The organism is uncultured Bacteroides sp., assembly GCF_937912035.1.
Classification (GTDB): domain Bacteria; phylum Bacteroidota; class Bacteroidia; order Bacteroidales; family Bacteroidaceae; genus Phocaeicola.
Genome location: NZ_CALDPF010000040.1, coordinates 41,791 through 59,226, shown reverse-complemented (window position 1 = coordinate 59,226; position 17,436 = coordinate 41,791). Strand labels below are relative to the sequence as shown.

General features: G+C 40.0%; 12 protein-coding genes. 8 read left to right on the top strand and 4 right to left on the bottom strand.

The window, feature by feature from the left end:
* From Q0486_RS12150 to Q0486_RS12135, 4 genes are all read left to right on the top strand, one after another.
* Nucleotides 1-575: PD-(D/E)XK nuclease domain-containing protein (locus Q0486_RS12150; RefSeq protein ID WP_299233702.1), on the top strand; the 575-nt coding region annotated here is incomplete at its 5' end.
* A gap of 516 nt (nucleotides 576-1,091) precedes the next feature.
* Nucleotides 1,092-1,655 (top strand): RNA polymerase sigma-70 factor, encoded by a 564-nt coding sequence (locus tag Q0486_RS12145; protein WP_299233700.1) that lies wholly within the window; start codon nucleotides 1,092-1,094, stop codon nucleotides 1,653-1,655.
* 2 nt (nucleotides 1,656-1,657) lie between these two features.
* Nucleotides 1,658-2,644: a FecR family protein gene (locus Q0486_RS12140; RefSeq protein WP_299233698.1), complete on the top strand. Its 987-nt coding sequence runs from the start codon at nucleotides 1,658-1,660 to the stop codon at nucleotides 2,642-2,644.
* A gap of 33 nt (nucleotides 2,645-2,677) precedes the next feature.
* Nucleotides 2,678-5,269 carry a TonB-dependent receptor gene (locus Q0486_RS12135; RefSeq protein ID WP_299233688.1) on the top strand — a complete coding sequence of 864 codons (2,592 nt, stop codon included), beginning with the start codon at nucleotides 2,678-2,680 and terminating at the stop codon, nucleotides 5,267-5,269.
* Between the two features lie 60 nt (nucleotides 5,270-5,329).
* On the opposite strand, the gene Q0486_RS12130 is transcribed toward Q0486_RS12135, so the two are convergent.
* Together Q0486_RS12130 and gyrA are read right to left on the bottom strand one after the other, a co-directional pair.
* On the bottom strand, nucleotides 5,330-6,547 hold the full coding sequence (locus tag Q0486_RS12130) for a hypothetical protein (protein ID WP_299233685.1): 1,218 nt from the start codon (nucleotides 6,545-6,547) through the stop codon (nucleotides 5,330-5,332).
* A gap of 21 nt (nucleotides 6,548-6,568) precedes the next feature.
* Complete coding sequence (gene gyrA, locus Q0486_RS12125) at nucleotides 6,569-9,109, bottom strand: DNA gyrase subunit A (RefSeq protein WP_299233682.1); 2,541 nt, start codon at nucleotides 9,107-9,109, stop codon at nucleotides 6,569-6,571.
* A 278-nt stretch (nucleotides 9,110-9,387) separates the two neighbouring features.
* On the opposite strand from gyrA, the gene Q0486_RS12120 reads away from it, so the two are divergent.
* Nucleotides 9,388-11,961 (top strand): ATP-dependent Clp protease ATP-binding subunit, encoded by a 2,574-nt coding sequence (locus tag Q0486_RS12120; RefSeq protein ID WP_299233679.1) that lies wholly within the window; start codon nucleotides 9,388-9,390, stop codon nucleotides 11,959-11,961.
* Between the two features lie 84 nt (nucleotides 11,962-12,045).
* Here the strand turns inward: Q0486_RS12120 and Q0486_RS12115 are convergent, their stop codons facing one another.
* Nucleotides 12,046-12,423, bottom strand: a complete 378-nt coding sequence (locus Q0486_RS12115; RefSeq protein WP_299233676.1) for a RidA family protein — start codon at nucleotides 12,421-12,423, stop codon at nucleotides 12,046-12,048.
* A 326-nt stretch (nucleotides 12,424-12,749) separates the two neighbouring features.
* On the opposite strand from Q0486_RS12115, the gene rho reads away from it, so the two are divergent.
* Nucleotides 12,750-14,828, top strand: coding sequence for a transcription termination factor Rho (gene rho, locus Q0486_RS12110; RefSeq protein ID WP_299233673.1), 2,079 nt, complete (start codon nucleotides 12,750-12,752; stop codon nucleotides 14,826-14,828).
* An 87-nt stretch (nucleotides 14,829-14,915) separates the two neighbouring features.
* Here the strand turns inward: rho and Q0486_RS12105 are convergent, their stop codons facing one another.
* Nucleotides 14,916-15,302, bottom strand: a complete 387-nt coding sequence (locus Q0486_RS12105; protein WP_235338117.1) for a DUF3127 domain-containing protein — start codon at nucleotides 15,300-15,302, stop codon at nucleotides 14,916-14,918.
* Between the two features lie 221 nt (nucleotides 15,303-15,523).
* Here Q0486_RS12105 and dnaN point away from each other — a divergent pair, with 221 nt between their 5' ends.
* The gene (dnaN, locus tag Q0486_RS12100) at nucleotides 15,524-16,648 is read left to right on the top strand and encodes a DNA polymerase III subunit beta (RefSeq protein WP_299233665.1); all 1,125 of its coding nucleotides are present in this window, start codon (nucleotides 15,524-15,526) and stop codon (nucleotides 16,646-16,648) included.
* A 10-nt stretch (nucleotides 16,649-16,658) separates the two neighbouring features.
* Nucleotides 16,659-17,435 (top strand): 3'-5' exonuclease, encoded by a 777-nt coding sequence (locus tag Q0486_RS12095; protein ID WP_154042597.1) that lies wholly within the window; start codon nucleotides 16,659-16,661, stop codon nucleotides 17,433-17,435.
* The last annotated feature ends 1 nt before the right edge of the window (nucleotide 17,436 follow it).

Genomic DNA, 17,436 nt, shown 5'->3' with positions numbered 1-17,436 from the left:
AACGCCCTTTGCCTATGATATATCAAAGCGGATATCTTACAATAAAGGCTTACGACAGAGATTTCAATACCTTCCTTCTTGATTTCCCGAACAATGAGGTTAAGGGGGGATTCCTTACAATGGTGGCTTCATCATACCTGGAACCTACTGAAGAAACCGGAGGGTGGATAAGAAGTCTTGTTGTAGCACTTCGCAAAGGAGAAGTGGAGCAGGTACGCGAGCTGTTCACTTCTTTCCTCTCCGGAATACCTTACACAATGCGCCGCAAGGAAAACGAGGTGGAGCGTGAACGGTATTTCCAATATACTTTCTATCTCATTATGCGTCTGGTGAGTGTTTATACTGTTTATGCCGAGAAGGTTCAGAGCCAGGGACGTGTGGACTGCATAGTGGAAACATCGGACTACGTATATATCTTTGAGTTCAAACTGGACGGTACTGCAGAAGAAGCACTTCAGCAGATAGAAGAAAAAGGATATGCGCGTGAATATGCAACAGACAGCCGCAAAGTATATAAGATCGGTGCATCATTCTCTTCTGAATCCGGCACAATTAGCGACTGGGCAGTAAATTAGCGTTATACATAATTTTTGACATTTATACTGAAGGGTAGCTTTGATGATTCAATGCTACCCTTTTCTCATTATTATTTTATCTTCCCACATAGGGGTTTTTACATAAATCTGCGTTATTGAAGTGAAAGCAACAAAGGAAAAAAGTATTAATTACCTGATTTATTTATAAAATGATGATACAAATTAGAAAATATCGAGCTGAAACATTTATCTCCACACGAACGTGTCGAGTACTCCACACGGGCGTGTCGAGATCTCCACACGAACGTGTCAAGCACTCCACACGGCCGTGTGGAGAAGTTATCATGAGCGCGTTTAAGTCAATATGAACGTATTAATGACTGAGACACTGTTTAGACACATCATATCATTACAATGTAACGTAGAGAACGACATAGCGAATCACATAAAATATATGCCAATAATTGTTATTTAGGTACGAAAACAGTATATTTGTAAAAATGCTATCAAATATATGTACCTGAGTAATAACCACAAAAACTAATCAAACGAATAATGAATACCGACAGAAAAGAAATCTTCAAGTCCAGATTTAACGAACACTACCCAAGGCTATGCAGCATAGCATACGAATATGTTTCCGATGCTGACGATTCGGAAGACATAGTTCAGGAACTGTTCATAAATATATGGGACAAGGGCAAGGATGCCCTGCCGGATAAGGAATTTGCGGCATACATCACTACAGCTGTAAAAAACGCCTGTATCTCATTCCTCAGAAAAAAATGCTCTTACACGGTTTCGATAGAAGACGCTCCATCTGCCGGGGCACACCTTCCTGATGAGGATACACTGGACACTGACAGGAAATCACCTGAGGAACTTTTATCGGAGGCTCTGGCTGTACTTCCGCCAAAATGTAAGGAAATTTTCCTGCTTTCAAAGCTTAAAGGAATGAAATACAAGGAAATTGCAGAGTTGCTGTCATTATCGGAAAAGACTGTGGAAAATCAGATGGGTAAAGCCATCAAACTGCTCAGAGAATTTGCAGCCACATGTTCGTTCACTATCGCGGTTATTATCACATTAATCATATCAATCATTTCAAACAACATTTAGAGATGAAACATACAGAAGAATATATCAACGAATTACTGGCTAAATATATCACAGGCGAGGTAATGTCGGACTCGGAAAAGAATGATATTCAGGAATGGATAGCTACGCATGCCGACGAATACAACAGGCTGGTAAAACTTATATCGCCAAAGAAGGCTCCCGAATTCGGAACTACAAAAGCATGGACCAGAATAGAAGAGCATATAGACAAGACATCGGCAAAGAAACCGGCAATGAGTATCTCAATAAACAAGAACAAGAAGAAGTCATTGGGCATGTCGGTTTTCTATGCAGCAGCTTCGGTCCTTGTAATAGTGGTAATATCAATCTCATTCTTTATGAGCAACAGGGATAACAACAAAGAACAGCTGTTTGCCAACAACACTGCAGAAAAGATGATGATTTATCTGCCGGACAGTTCGTCGGTGACTCTATATCCTAATGCAAACGTGAGCTACAGAACGGGAGGTATGAACTCGGCAAGAGAGGTAGCTCTAAATGGAAAGGCTTTCTTCAATGTAAGGAAGATGCACGGAAGGGCTTTCAGAGTACAGTCAGAAAACCTTATGGTGGAAGTGCTGGGAACATCGTTTCTGGTTGATGCTACTAAAGCTGAAAGCTCAAGCGTATATGTAAAGACCGGTGTGGTAAGCGTAGAATCGGAAAACAGCAAGGTTATAATCAAAGCCAACCAGAAGGCCGAACTTGACAACAAGACTCTAAAGACAGGTAAGATAGAGAATCCGTATGAGGTGTTCGAAGAGAAGCCTAAAGTCCTGTCGTTCGAGAATGCTGGAATAATGGAAGTGGTGGAAAAGATAGAACAGACCACGGGAGTGAAAATTGAGGTAAGCAAGGAACTCCGGAATAACAAGATAACCAGCAGAATTGACACTGCCGATACGGAGTCAATAATAGTAGAACTGGCTTTCCTGTGCAGCTGCAAATACGAAATTCTGGAGGCCGGAAAGCATTACCGATTATATTAACCTAGCATTTATAGCCGGATGATACATCAATCAATGAAAGTCCTGCTACTGCTGTCGGCAATGGCTCATGCCGGAGATGCTTTTCCAAACAGGGAAACGTCTGTGACGGGAACAGCGGCTGACACAGCGGCAGGAGATATCAAGGAAAACTTTTTTTCATCAAACAAAAATAAACTGACCGATGAGGTTCTCTTCGTTAGAGCCTCATCGGCTTCTGTGCTTCAATGGTTCAGCTATATCGAGAAACAAAAGGGAATATCGATTTCGTTCAACCAGGCTATAGACATGGAAAAGAACTGCACAGTGAGACAGTCTGCCACAATGTCTGTAGCCCAACTGTTGGAGATTATTCTTAAAGACTACAGATACAGCATAACGGAAATGCCCGGGAGGAAAATCGCGATACGCATTGATGCCAAAAGGGAATTTTCTGTAAGCGGAACGATAGCCGACGAATCAACATCCGAAAAACTGTACGGAGCAATCATTATGGCGTCAGATCCGGAGGGCAAGAAGCTTTACTCGACAAGCGACGAGAACGGCAACTACCGTCTGAACCTTACAGAAGGGGAATATACCATTGAAATAAGCTATATGGGATATGAGAAATTCTCTACACCTCTGCATCTGTATAGCAGAAAAAGACTGGACATGAATCTCAAACCGGCTCTGTTCGAGGTTGACGAAGTTACTGTCAGGTCTATCAGAAATGATGCTGAGCTGGCAGAGATAACTCCATCAGGGATGCTGTCATTCAGCGGCAACGACCTGTTTTCTCAAATATGGATTCTGCCCGGGGTAACAGGCACTCCTACGGGAAACAACTTTATGGTAGATGGCGGCAGTTATGACGAGAACATAATACTTCTTGACGGGGTTCCCGTGTTTCATCCGGGGCATATTAACGCTCTGCTTCCACAGTTCAATGGCGACGTGATAAAGAATATTGTCTTCCACAAGGGCTTCTTCCCTACCCGTCTGGAAGGCGGACTTTCATCGGTTACGGAATTCAATCTTAAAGACGGAAACAAGAACAGGCATACACGTACTTTCTCTATCGACATGCCTGCCGCATCACTTACACTGGAAGGGCCAATAATAAAAAACAAGCTGTCGTATCTGGTGAGTGTAAGAAGAAGCTGGATGGATTTCTTCGACGAACTTTTATCGGAGGAAAACAGACTGAACCACTACTCGTTCGACTATACGGCAAAACTGTCATACTATATGTCGGGAAACAGTTCCTTAAAGTTCTTTGCATATAATACATTCGATGAGTTCAGATTTCCACTATACACAGAAGAAGCCATACCTGTAGTGAAATGGAACAACCAGATATACAAGGCCACTTATAACGGAATGTGGGGAAAACTTGGTAATACTACCTCCGCTTACTATTCCTCACACATGAGCCGTGCAAACGCCGATGTACTGGGTTTTGGTTTGGGTGACGACTTTGAAGATGATATGGACCCTGACAGCGGTTGGGAGGACAATTGGAATGACGATTGGAATAATGAGACTTCACCTCATGAAACTGAAAATAATACAGGAAACAATGAAATAAGTAACGGAATAAAGACAATAAATTTCAATACTGAATTTACTTACAGTCCGGAAAACATTTACTCTACCCGTTGGGGATTCAAGTATTCGCACGAGATGTATGAGATGACAGCTTTCGGCAAGAACATCAAGAAGCAGAATGAGGCAATTAACCAGTATTCTCTGTACTACGACAATTATATCAGAGTGACGAATAATCTTACAACACGTGTAGGAGTACATTTCATTGCATACAATCCTGTAAACTTCCGAGATTATTACAGCATACAGCCTCGCTTTGCATTGAACTTCACACCTGGCAAGAATGACCTGATATACCTGAATTTCTCTAAAATGGAGCAGTTCTATCATTACATCAGTTTCAATGGTATTTCTCTACCGACAGATTTCAGAATGCCGAGCATTGAAGGATTCAAGCCGCGTTCATCGGAACATTATGAGATTGGCTGGAAAAAGAATTTCGACAGCGACAGAGGAAAATTAGAGACATCGGCATATTATAAAACAAGACGGAATATCGTAGCCCTGAAACCGGATGCAATAGTAGAAAACGATAACTGGAACAACTATATAATGGTGGGTAAGGGAGACAGTTACGGAATTAAAATGTTCCTCTACTATATGTACAGAAAATGGACTATGCAACTGTCATATACTTATTCACGAAGCCGGGAATGGTTCGATGAATACAAGAGTCTGGGCAAACTTCCTTCTTTGTATGATATGCCACATTATGGAGCCGGAGCCTTGTCATACAAGATAAGCAAGTCGTCAAGCCTGTCGGTAGGTTGTATAACAAAATCGGGAAGAATCAAGACATCCGACAACTGGTTTGAAAGCGACAAAGAGATTGGATTCAGACAAAAACGTGGAGAATTCAACTACAGAATTGACGTAGGATATACATTCAAGAAAGATTTCGGTGACAAGTTACTGCTTGTAAGATGCGGTCTTTACAATCTGCTTGGAAATCCTCCCGAAGAAGATATAGTAGACTTCTATTCGGTTCATCTGTCAAAAAACTGTCTGCCATACGGAAGTATCAGTTTCAAGTTCTAAAATAAAAAATCCTGATCTGAAATACAGATCAGGATTTTTTATTTTTATCAAACTATAAGATTAATATCCAAGTTCTTTTTCAAGAGATTCATACTCAGCTCTGTTAAGCTTCCAGTAGATTCTCAACATATACTGACCCCACAAAGCCTTGTTATCAGGAGCCAATTCTTTTGCCTTTTCATAGTAAGGCAATGCCTTTGCATAAAGATCTTTAATCTTAGCTTCGCCTTCAGCATATTTAGGATCGTCCATAGCCAACTTAGAGTTAGCTTCTTCTACATCCTGACCTGGGAAGAAGTAGCAGTCACCCATTTTAGAATATGCTTCAGCTACGAAACCGTCGTTCTTGTCAACAATCTTCTGCAATGTAACCAATGCTCCTTCGTAATCTTTGTTTTCATACTGAAGAACACCTTTTACATACATGAAATATGCAGAAGGGTTATTAGCGATGATACCGTCAATTTCAGCCAAAGCTTCTTTTACCTGACCTTTCTGAATATAGTTATCCATAAGGTTACCAACGAAATATTCCTGAGTAGGGAATTTTTCTACACCTTCCTTAATAGTAGCAAGCCATTTTACAGAATCTTTAGCCTCATCTGACTTGTAAACTTCTGCAAGACACATCAAAGCTCTATAACCTTCTTCCTTGTGGTTCTTACCCATTTCTGCATACTTGATAACAGCTTCATTGTTTTTCAATGAATTTGCTGCCAATGTAGCATAGTTTGCAATAAGAGGAACAAGTGTATCGTTCTTAACTTCTTCAGTTTCTGAGAATATAGGTGCAGTTACAGCATCGCAATAAAGTCCGAAGAACTTCAAAGCTGCATCATACTTACCTGTATTATATGCATCAGAACCTGCATTTGTCAAGTTAGGACGTACAGCAACCAATGTCTTAGCCAATTTCTTTCTCAGTTTTGGTTTCTTCAGTTCACCGCTTGCAACCTTAGCCTGCTCTACCTCATCACATTTCATGTAATATTCGAACATTTTAGCCAAGCTGTTATACAACTTTGTAGTATCAGCTTTTCCTCCTGGAAGGTAAAGTTTCATATTTTCATCATCATAAATTGATTTCTGAAAATCTCCGGCAAGCTTCCATGTTTCAGGATCGTTAGCAGTTGTTGGATCACTCAATGCTGGTTCAATGATCTGAGCAGCCTTTACAGGATCACTCTTAGCCGACTTTGCTTCTTTAACAACACTAGTCTGTGCTGATACTGCGCATGTAGTAAACAACACAGCAGCAGTTAGTAATACTTTTTTCATAATGTTTTAAATTTTAGTAAGTCAATTGTTTTGATTATTATCTTCTTGGGGTTCATTTGTATTATTATCCATTTCACCTTCCTGTGAAGCACTACCCTCGACAGCCTCTTCCTCAGCCTGAGATGTAACCTTACATACAGAACCGATACTGTCATTACGTTTTTCAAGGTCTATAAGTTTTACGCCCTGAGTAGCACGTCCCATAATACGGAAATCTGAAACCTTCACACGGATTGTTATACCCGATTTGTTTATAATCATCAGGTCATTTTCATCAGTCACAGATTTGATTGCAACAAGTGAGCCGGTTTTCTCGGTAATGTTCAATGTCTTGACACCCTTACCACCACGGTTTGTCTTGCGGTAATCCTCAATGTCAGAACGTTTACCATAACCGTTTTCAGAAACCACCATGATAGTTTCCTTTTCAGGGTCCTTAATGCAAATCATTCCTATAACTTCATCCTTTCCGTCCTCATCAAGAGTAATACCACGTACACCGGTAGCAGTACGTCCCATTTCGCGTACAGCACTCTCGTGGAAACGTATAGCACGTCCGTTGCGGTTGGCTATAACAATTTCATTATTGCCGTTAGTCATACGTACTTCTATCACTCTGTCGTCTTCACGGATAGTAATAGCATTTACACCGTTCTGACGTGGACGTGAGTACTGTTCAAGAAGTGTTTTCTTGATTACACCCTGCTTAGTGCAGAACAATACGTAATGGCTGTTGATGAATTCCTTGTCATTAAGGTTCTTGACACGCAAATAAGCTGTTACTGCATCATCAGCATCTATATTCAAAAGATTCTGGATGGCACGTCCCTTTGATGTCTTGTTTCCTTCAGGAATTTCATAAACCTTAAGCCAGTAGCACTTACCTTTCTGTGTAAAGAACAGCATAGTATTGTGCATTGTAGCCGGATAGATATGTTCGATGAAGTCCTCGTCACGTGTTTCACTACCCTTAGAGCCTACACCGCCTCTGTTCTGAGCATGGAAGTCAGCCAATGGAGTACGTTTGATATATCCCAGATGAGATATAGTGATTACCATCTGTTCGTCAGCATAGAAATCTTCCGGATTGAATTCTTCCGAAGCATAAACTATTTCTGAACGACGCTTGTCACCGTACTTTTCCTTAACTTCTATCAATTCGTCCTTGATGACTTTCATACAAAGTTCATCGTTTGAAAGGATTTCCTGATAATAAGCAATCTGCTTCATTATCTCTTCATATTCGGCATGAAGCTGTTCCTGCAAAAGTCCGGTCAACTGACGAAGACGCATTTCTACGATAGCGCGAGCCTGAATTTCGCTGAGTTCAAAACGAGTCATCAAGTTAGTTACAGCCTCGTTAGGAGTTTTTGCCGCACGTATTATTCTGATAACCTCATCAATATTGTCCGAAGCGATGATAAGTCCTTCAAGAATATGTGCACGTTCCTGCGCCTTACGCAAATCGTATTGTGTACGGCGGATAACCACCTCGTGTCTGTGTTCAACGAACAGTCTTATCAGGTCTTTAAGATTAAGAAGACGAGGACGTCCCTTGACAAGAGCAATATTGTTCACACCGAAAGAAGACTGAAGAGCAGTCATCTTAAACAGTTTGTTCAAAACTACACTTGCATTGGCATCACGTTTCACGTCTATAACTATACGCATACCATCACGGTCAGACTCATCGTTCACGTATGATATACCCTCAATCTTCTTCTCGTTTACAAGTGATGCGATATGCTCGATAAGTTCTTTCTTGTTTACGTTATAAGGGATTTCGTTTACGATAATCTTGTCATGATTGGTGTGAGTTTCGATTTCAGTCTTCGCACGCATCACTACACGTCCACGACCTGTCTGATAAGCGTCTCTTACTCCACTTACACCATATATATAACCGCCTGTAGGGAAATCAGGAGCCTTGACATATTGCATCAGACCATCTACATCAATATCATTATTATCAATATATGCGATACAACCATCAATAACTTCAGCCAAATTATGTGGAGCCATATTGGTAGCCATACCAACAGCAATACCAGATGCTCCATTCACCAGCAAGTTAGGGACACGTGTTGGCAGCACTGTAGGTTCTACATCCGAATCATCGTATGTATTCTGATAATCTACCGTTTCCTTTTCAATGTCCTGCATCATATCTTCGCCAATTTTCTTCAATCTGGCCTCTGTATAACGCATTGCCGCAGGACTGTCACCGTCTATAGAACCAAAGTTTCCTTGTCCATCAACCAGTGGATATCTCATGGCCCAATCCTGTGCCATACGAACCAATGCTCCGTACACTGAAGAGTCACCATGAGGGTGGTAATTACCCAAAACATCACCTACTGTTTTTGCCGATTTTCTATAAGGTCTGGAAGAGATATTACCCGCTTTCATCATTCCGTAGAGAATACGGCGATGTACAGGTTTGAAACCATCTCTTACATCAGGGAGGGCGCGCGCCACGATTACCGACATAGAGTAATCGATGTACGACGACTTCATTTCCTCTTCGATGTTAATTTTTATAATTCTGTCTTGTTCTTGCATTTAAACAAATATTAATTATACATCTCTTTCGGTTTACGAAAAACCATGCTAAAGTACTACTTTTAGACGATATACGAAACTTTTTACGTGAAAATGTGTACAAGATTAAACTTTTTTACTCAAATGAGGATAAAACAAGACAATATTTCAGTACTTAAATAATGGCATAGAATTTGTTGGTTGAATTATAAAATGATATATTTGCCAAATATTATGCGGCAGAACACTAAAACTATACATTTTTTATTTATCACACAGAAGAGAGCAAACATAAAGAGATGAATAAAATTTCATATACGAAAGAAGCTACAAACGTCATTATTTACAGCAAGGAAGAGGCTGCCAGAACAGACGCCCCATGCATTATGCCTGAACACATCCTATTAGGAATCATCAGGCACGATGACTGCCATGCAAATACAATAATAAAAAGTCTTTATGCAGATTTAAAAAAAATCAGAGCAGAGCTTGAAGAAGCTATCAGGAATGATCTGAATGAAATAGAACTTACGAAAGTGGAACTAAAGGATTTATATTTCGATGATAAATCAACAAGAATTTTAAGATTATGCCTGCTGGAATCAAAACTACATAATAAAGACGAGATAGGTTCAGAACACATTTTATTGGGAATCATGAAAGAAGAAAAAAATAACGCAGCACAAATATTGATGCAAAACAATATTACTTACGAAAAAATAATAGGCAGAATTTCCGGAGATTCAGATTCTGTCCCTTCTTCAGGGCTTAGTTTCGACGAAAGCGAAGAGGAAGATGACGGAATAGAACGTCGTGACTGGAACAAAGGCTCAGGCAACTTTGGTAATTTTTCAAGAGGGAACAGCGAAAATATTTCTCAGACACAAAAAGAAAAGACCGACAATGGCGACAACAAGCTTCCCTTCCTGAACAAATTCGGCATAGACCTGACTCAGGCTGCATTAAACGGCAAGTTAGATAAGGTTGTAGGACGCGAAAAAGAAATAGAACGTGTAACTCAAATTCTGTGCCGTAGAAAGAAGAACAACCCTGTTCTGATAGGTGAGCCAGGTGTAGGAAAATCAGCTATTGTAGAGGGGCTTGCCACAAGAATAGCAGAAAAGAAAGTACCAAGAATACTGTTTGACAAGATTATAATAATGCTTGACCTGACATCTGTTGTGGCAGGAACAAAATACCGTGGCGAATTCGAAGAAAGAATAACAAAGATCATCAATGAAGCAAAAAGTAATAAAAATGTTATTCTTTTCATTGATGAGATACACACAATAATCGGCGCCGGCTCGGCAGCCGGTTCAATGGACGCAGCAAATATATTAAAACCATCGTTGGCAAGGGGTGAACTGCAATGTATCGGAGCCACAACACTGGACGAATACAGAAAATCAATCGAAAAAGACGGTGCTCTGGAAAGAAGATTCCAGAAAGTCAACGTAGAGCCTACTACTAAGGAAGAAACTCTGCAAATTCTCATGAATATAAAAGAACAGTATGAGGATTACCACAACGTGAGATACACAGACGAGGCGATTAAGACATGTGTAGAATTGACAGACAGATACATTACAGACAGATTTTTCCCAGATAAGGCTATTGATGCCATAGACGAAGCTGGTTCTAGAATTCATCTGATGAACGTTTCTGTTCCTAAAGAAATTGAAGAGCAGGAAAGACTGATAAAAGAGACCAACGAACATAAGAATGAAGCCATCAAACTTCAGAACTATGAATTGGCAGCAGGCCTAAGGGACAAAGAAAAGATGCTTCAGAACCAATTGGAAATAATAAAAAAGGAAGTATACGAGAGATCCAGACAGAACCGTGAAACTGTAAGCAAAGAGAACATCGAAGAAATAGTATCGTTGATGTCTGGTGTTCCATTAAAAAAAGTGGGTAGTACAGAGGCTAACAAGCTAAAACAAATGCAAGAGGCCCTTACTTCAAAAGTTATCGGACAGAACGATGCTGTAGAGAAACTCGTGAAGGCTATTAAACGCAGTCGTGTGGGACTGAAAGACCCGAATAAGCCTATTGGCACATTCTTGTTTACAGGTCCTACTGGAGTAGGTAAAACCCATCTTGCAAAAATTTTAGGCGAAGAGCTTTTCGGTTCTAAAGACTCGCTCATCCGTATTGACATGAGCGAATATATGGAAAAATATGCAGTATCGAGAATGGTTGGAGCACCTCCGGGATATATCGGATATGATGAGGGTGGACAACTTACAGAAAAAGTAAGACGCAAGCCTTATTCAATCGTACTACTGGATGAAATAGAAAAAGCCCATCACGACGTGTTCAACTTCCTTCTACAGATAATGGACGAAGGAAGACTGACCGACAGCACAGGCCGAACAGTAGATTTCAAGAATACTGTAATAATAATGACATCGAACGTGGGAAGCCGACAGCTGAAAGAATTCGGCAAAGGAATAGGCTTCAATGCTATCTCACGTAAAGATGACGAAGAACATTCTAACGACATAATCAGAAAAGCGCTCGAAAAGACTTTTGCCCCTGAGTTTATCAACCGTCTGGACGACATAATTCCATTCAAACAGCTTAACCATGATGATTTGGTCAAAATAACGGAAATAGAACTCAACGGACTGTTAGGCAGAATCAGCAATCTTGGTTACAATATTTCGATAACAGAAAGAGCCAAAAACCTGATAGCCAGAAAGGGTGAAGACACTCAGTATGGTGCCCGCCCTATCAAGAGAGCCATTCAGAACAATATAGAAGATAAACTGGCCGAATATCTGGTAGAAACGGAATTAAGCGAAGGATGCCGTATATCCGTAGATACTGATCAGGAAGAAAAAGAAATAGTAATAAAAACCGGCGAATAAACACTGCCTACAAACAAAAAACTCTCTGTCATTCAAAACATACGAAATGACAGAGAGTTTTCATTTATGCCTCAAACGATAAAATCATCTTACGGCAATACATTCGATTTCTACCAAAGCGCCTTTAGGCAAAGCCTTGACTGCCACTGCAGAACGAGCAGGATATGCTCCTTCAAAATATTTTGCATAAACTTCGTTCATTTCTGCAAACATTGACATATCTGCAAGGAAAACAGTTGTCTTAACCACATTAGCAGTAGTCAAACCAGCCTCAGCCAACACATTCTTGATATTTTCGAACACCTGTGTAGTCTGTTCAACAATACCACCCTCTACGAATGCACCTGTAGCGGGATTGACAGGAATCTGACCTGACATGAAAACCATACCGTTAGCTTCTATAGCCTGGCTGTACGGACCTATAGCAGCAGGCGCCTTTTCTGTAAAAATAACTTTCTTCATAAATGTTTCTGATATTAATAATATTTTTCGCACGCTAAATTAACACAAAATCCTGATTTTATCATTGTATAAACGCAAAAAACAGACAAAAACTTTGCAAACAAAATAAAAATATGTACTTTTGTACTCAGATAGCACAGCATCAATGAAATGCTTTAACACGCTACAATTCCCTAATAAAAAATCAAACAATCTTTTAGTAAGTTACATAGGCATTATAGTTTTTTTGATGTATACACACTTGAAGTGTATATTGAGCAAAAGCACTATAAGCTTTATTTTGGATATAATATTACTATAATATAACATTTTATACACACACTTATATGTATAATATCATACAATTAAATGAAAAAGACCTGTCTGAATTGCAAGAAATAGCCAAAGAGTTGGGTCTGAAGAAAACTAATGCACTCAAGAAAGAAGAGCTCGTCTATAAAATTCTTGATGAACAAGCTATAAAAAGTGCATCTCTAAAAGCAAGTACAGACAAAACGAGTGACGCAAAAACAAAGAAAAGGACAAGAATCAGCGTCAAAAAAGACGGCGACAAAGTTTATACAGCAACAAAAGACAAAGCATTGAAACTTGAAGCCAACACGCCTTCAGTACAGACAAGAGACATATCTAAAGAAAAGACTGAAGAAAAAAAAGAAATCTCTATCGAAGCAGAAACATCGCCTGCTACTGTTAACGAAGAAAAACCTAAAGCTAAAAGAGGAAGAAAACCTGGCACAAAGAATAAAGCAAAACAGGATAAAAGCGATAATACAAACAATACAAAGACAGATAACAATACAGAAACAGAAAATAGCGTAAACTCAAATATTGACACTGAAGAAAAGAGAGAGATTCCTGTACCTGTATTTATGGATGACGACATGGAGCTCCCTCCTTTGGATCTGAATAGTGGGGATGACTTTATTCCTATAGAAGATCTTCCTTCTGAGAAATTTGAAATTCCTTCTGAATTGCTCGGAAAATTCGAAGCCACAAAAGTGGAACCACCTGTTATGCCTCAGAACGACAATAAGTTCCAGCAAAAGCAGAAAAAGAACAATAAGAAACAGCAGCAAAACAAGGCTCAAAACAACAAACAGCAGCAGAACAAACAGCAACAAAACAAGCAACAAACAGAGCCTGCCGTACAACAGAACTCGCTGCCTGCCGTACAACAGATTAAATTACCTGCTCCTGAATCTCAGCAGAATATAGAAGAAACAGCTCAACAGATACAGGAACCGGAACCTCAGCAACCAGCCAAACCGGTTGAAAAAATATACGATTTCGAAGACATAATCTCAGGTTCAGGAGTACTTGAAATCATGCCTGACGGTTATGGATTCCTACGCTCATCAGACTATAATTACCTTTCTTCACCAGACGACATATACGTATCTCAGTCGCAAATAAAGACATACAGCCTTAAGACCGGCGACGTGGTAGAAGGCACAATCCGTCCTGCAAAAGAAGGTGAAAAATATTTCCCACTTGTAAAAGTAAACAAGATAAACGGTGCCGACCCTGCATTGGTACGCGACCGTATACCATTCGATCATCTGACACCATTGTTTCCGGATGAGAAATTCAAGCTATGCAAAGGCTATAATGACAATCTGTCAGCACGCGTAGTCGACATGTTCTCTCCTATCGGTAAAGGTCAGCGTGCACTTATCGTGGCACAGCCTAAGACCGGTAAGACTATCCTCATGAAGGATATTGCAAACGCTATTGCCGAAAATCATCCTGAAGTATACATGATAATGCTTCTCATCGACGAACGTCCAGAAGAAGTTACAGACATGGCACGCAGTGTTAAAGCCGAAGTGATTGCTTCTACTTTCGACGAACCGGCAGAACGCCACGTGAAAATTGCGGGTATAGTACTGGAAAAGGCTAAACGTATGGTGGAAAGTGGTCACGATGTAGTAATATTCCTCGACTCTATCACACGCCTTGCACGTGCATACAACACTGTTTCGCCTGCATCTGGTAAAGTGTTATCGGGTGGTGTCGACGCAAACGCGCTCCACAAGCCAAAACGATTCTTCGGAGCTGCACGTAATATCGAAGGCGGCGGTTCGCTTACTATTATTGCGACAGCTCTTATCGATACAGGTTCCAAGATGGATGAAGTAATATTCGAAGAATTCAAGGGTACAGGTAACATGGAATTGCAGCTTGACAGAAACTTGAGCAACAAGCGTATATTCCCTGCAGTTAACATTGTGGCATCAAGTACACGACGCGACGACCTGCTGCTTGACAAGACTACTCTTGACAGAATGTGGATTCTGCGCAAATATTTATCAGATATGAATCCTGTTGAAGCAATGGATTTTGTAAAAGACAGACTTGAAAAGACTAAAGACAACGAAGAATTCCTGCTAAGCATGAATTCATAATCGAAAAAAAATAAAACATAAAAAACAGCCATATCGCAGTGTTTCAAAAACCAAAGCGATATGGCTGTTTTTTTAATTCCTTATTAATCAGAAAGGCAAATCGTCCTTATCGTCAGTAGCCGAGAAGTCAGCAGGAGGTACAGGAGCCGATGACACAGGAGGGAAAGAATAATCAGCCGGTTGAGGCTGCATACCTGCATTCTGCGAAGGTCTTTCCACCTTCCATGCTCTAATACTGTTAAACCATCTACCCTGCCATTCGCGGGCATCTATATCGAACGAAACTGTAAGTTCTTCACCTGCCTGTATGTTGAACTGCTGGATTTTATCTTCACCAAACACATCAAAACACATCTTACGAGGATACTGCTCATTAGTTTCCAAAACATATTCCTGAACCTTCCAGTTATTTCCTGATTTCGACACACCACCGCGCGGCTCAAGAACTGCTATAATTCTTCCTGTTATTTCCATAATTATTTTCTATTTGATTTTAGGTCACGAAATTAATCTTTTCCTAAGAAGTGAACTAATTTTTCACAACATTTTTTATCTACATAAGGGTATTTTATCAATCAATTACTTTAGTCGAACAATCTTTTTTTGTAACTTTGGCATTCGATTATTTAACTCTTTAAGAGTAAACACATTTGAACTGAAATAATAATTAAAAACAATTTAATATAACATCAATCATGAGATTTTTAGTTTCAAGCACAACATTATTCAGCCATTTACAGGCTATCAGCCGTGTTATCAATTCAAAAAATTCTCTTCCTATTCTGGACTGTATCCTGATAGAGCTTAACGATGGGACAATTACTATGACAGCTTCAGACAGCGAAACTACTCTGTCTACTAGCATCGAAGTAAGCGAATACGAAGGTGAAGGACGTTTTGCCATTTCATCTAAAACTATCCTCGAGGCCCTGAAAGAAAATCCTGAACAGCCATTGAATTTCAATATCAATACAGAGACAATGGAAATTACAGTGAAATATCCAAATGGTAAATACAGCATGATGGCACAGAATGGTGACGAATATCCTCTACCAAAACAAATGGGAAGTGAGGTAGTTAACCTGACAATGGCTGCCGACGTTATGCTTACAGGAATCAACAGATGTATCTTCGCTACGGCAGATGATGAACTACGCCCTGTCATGAATGGTATTTATTTTGATATCAGCCAGCAAGATGTTACACTTGTCTCTTCAGACGGCCATAAACTGGTACGCAACAAGTCATTCGCTTCAACTGGAAATGAAAAGGCAGCTTTCATCCTTCCCAAAAAGCCTTCGAACATACTTAAGAACTTGCTTCCTAAGGAACAAGGTGACGTACAGATTTGTTTCGACGATAAGAACGCAATGTTCACAATGGAAAACTACCAGATGACTTGCCGCCTAATTGAAGGACGTTATCCTAACTATAACTCTGTTATTCCACAAAACAATCCTCATAAGGCTGTAGTTGACCGTGCTATCTTCATCAGCGCTCTGAAGAGAGTGTCTGTATTTTCTTCTCAGGCAAGCAGTTTGATTAAACTCAGTCTGAAAGAAAACAGCATGACTATTTCAGCTCAGGATATAGACTTTTCCACTTCTGCTGAAGAGACTCTCACTTGTCAGTATGACGGAAAAGACATGAGCATAGGTTTCAAGTCGTCTTTTCTAATCGACATTCTGAATAATATTTCATCTCAGAATGTAATTATAGAATTGGCAGACCCTTCAAGAGCCGGACTTATCGTTCCTGAAGAACAGGAAGAAAACGAAGACCTGCTAATGCTACTCATGCCAATGATGCTTAACGATTAATATTTTTATAATGAAACTAAATCTTAAAAACCCTATAGTTTTCTTCGATCTGGAAACTACAGGTACAAATATAACAAGCGACAGGATAGTGGAAATCTGCTATCTGAAAGTTTATCCTAACGGAAACGAAGAAAGCAAAACAATGAGAATAAATCCGGAGATGCATATTCCGGAAGCATCAACAGCCATCCACGGTATAACCGATGAAGATGTGGCAGATTGCCCTACTTTCAAGGAAGTTGCTACTAACATAGCAAAAGACTTTGAGGGTGCTGATATTGCCGGATTTAATTCAAACAGATTTGATGTCCCTGTTCTTGTAGAAGAATTCCTAAGAGCTGGCATAGATCTCGACCTGACTAAAAGAAAGTTCGTAGATGTACAGGTTATTTACCACAAGTTGGAACAGCGAACTCTGTCAGCTGCATACAAATTCTATTGTGGGAAAAATCTGGAAGATGCTCATACAGCAGAAGCTGACACCAGAGCAACATACGAAGTTCTTAAGGCACAGTTGGATATGTATCAGGACACTCTTCAGAATGACATTAACTTTCTGTCGGAATATTCAAGTTATTCAAAGAACGTGGACTTTGCAGGAAGAATAGTTTATGATGACAACGGAGTGGAAGTATTCAATTTCGGTAAGTATAAAGGAATGCCGGTAGCCGAAGTAATGAAGAAAGACATTGGATATTACGGTTGGATTATGAACGGTGATTTCGCGTTGAACACAAAGAACGTACTTACAAAAATCAGATTGAGAGAAACCGGAATGTTAAAATGAG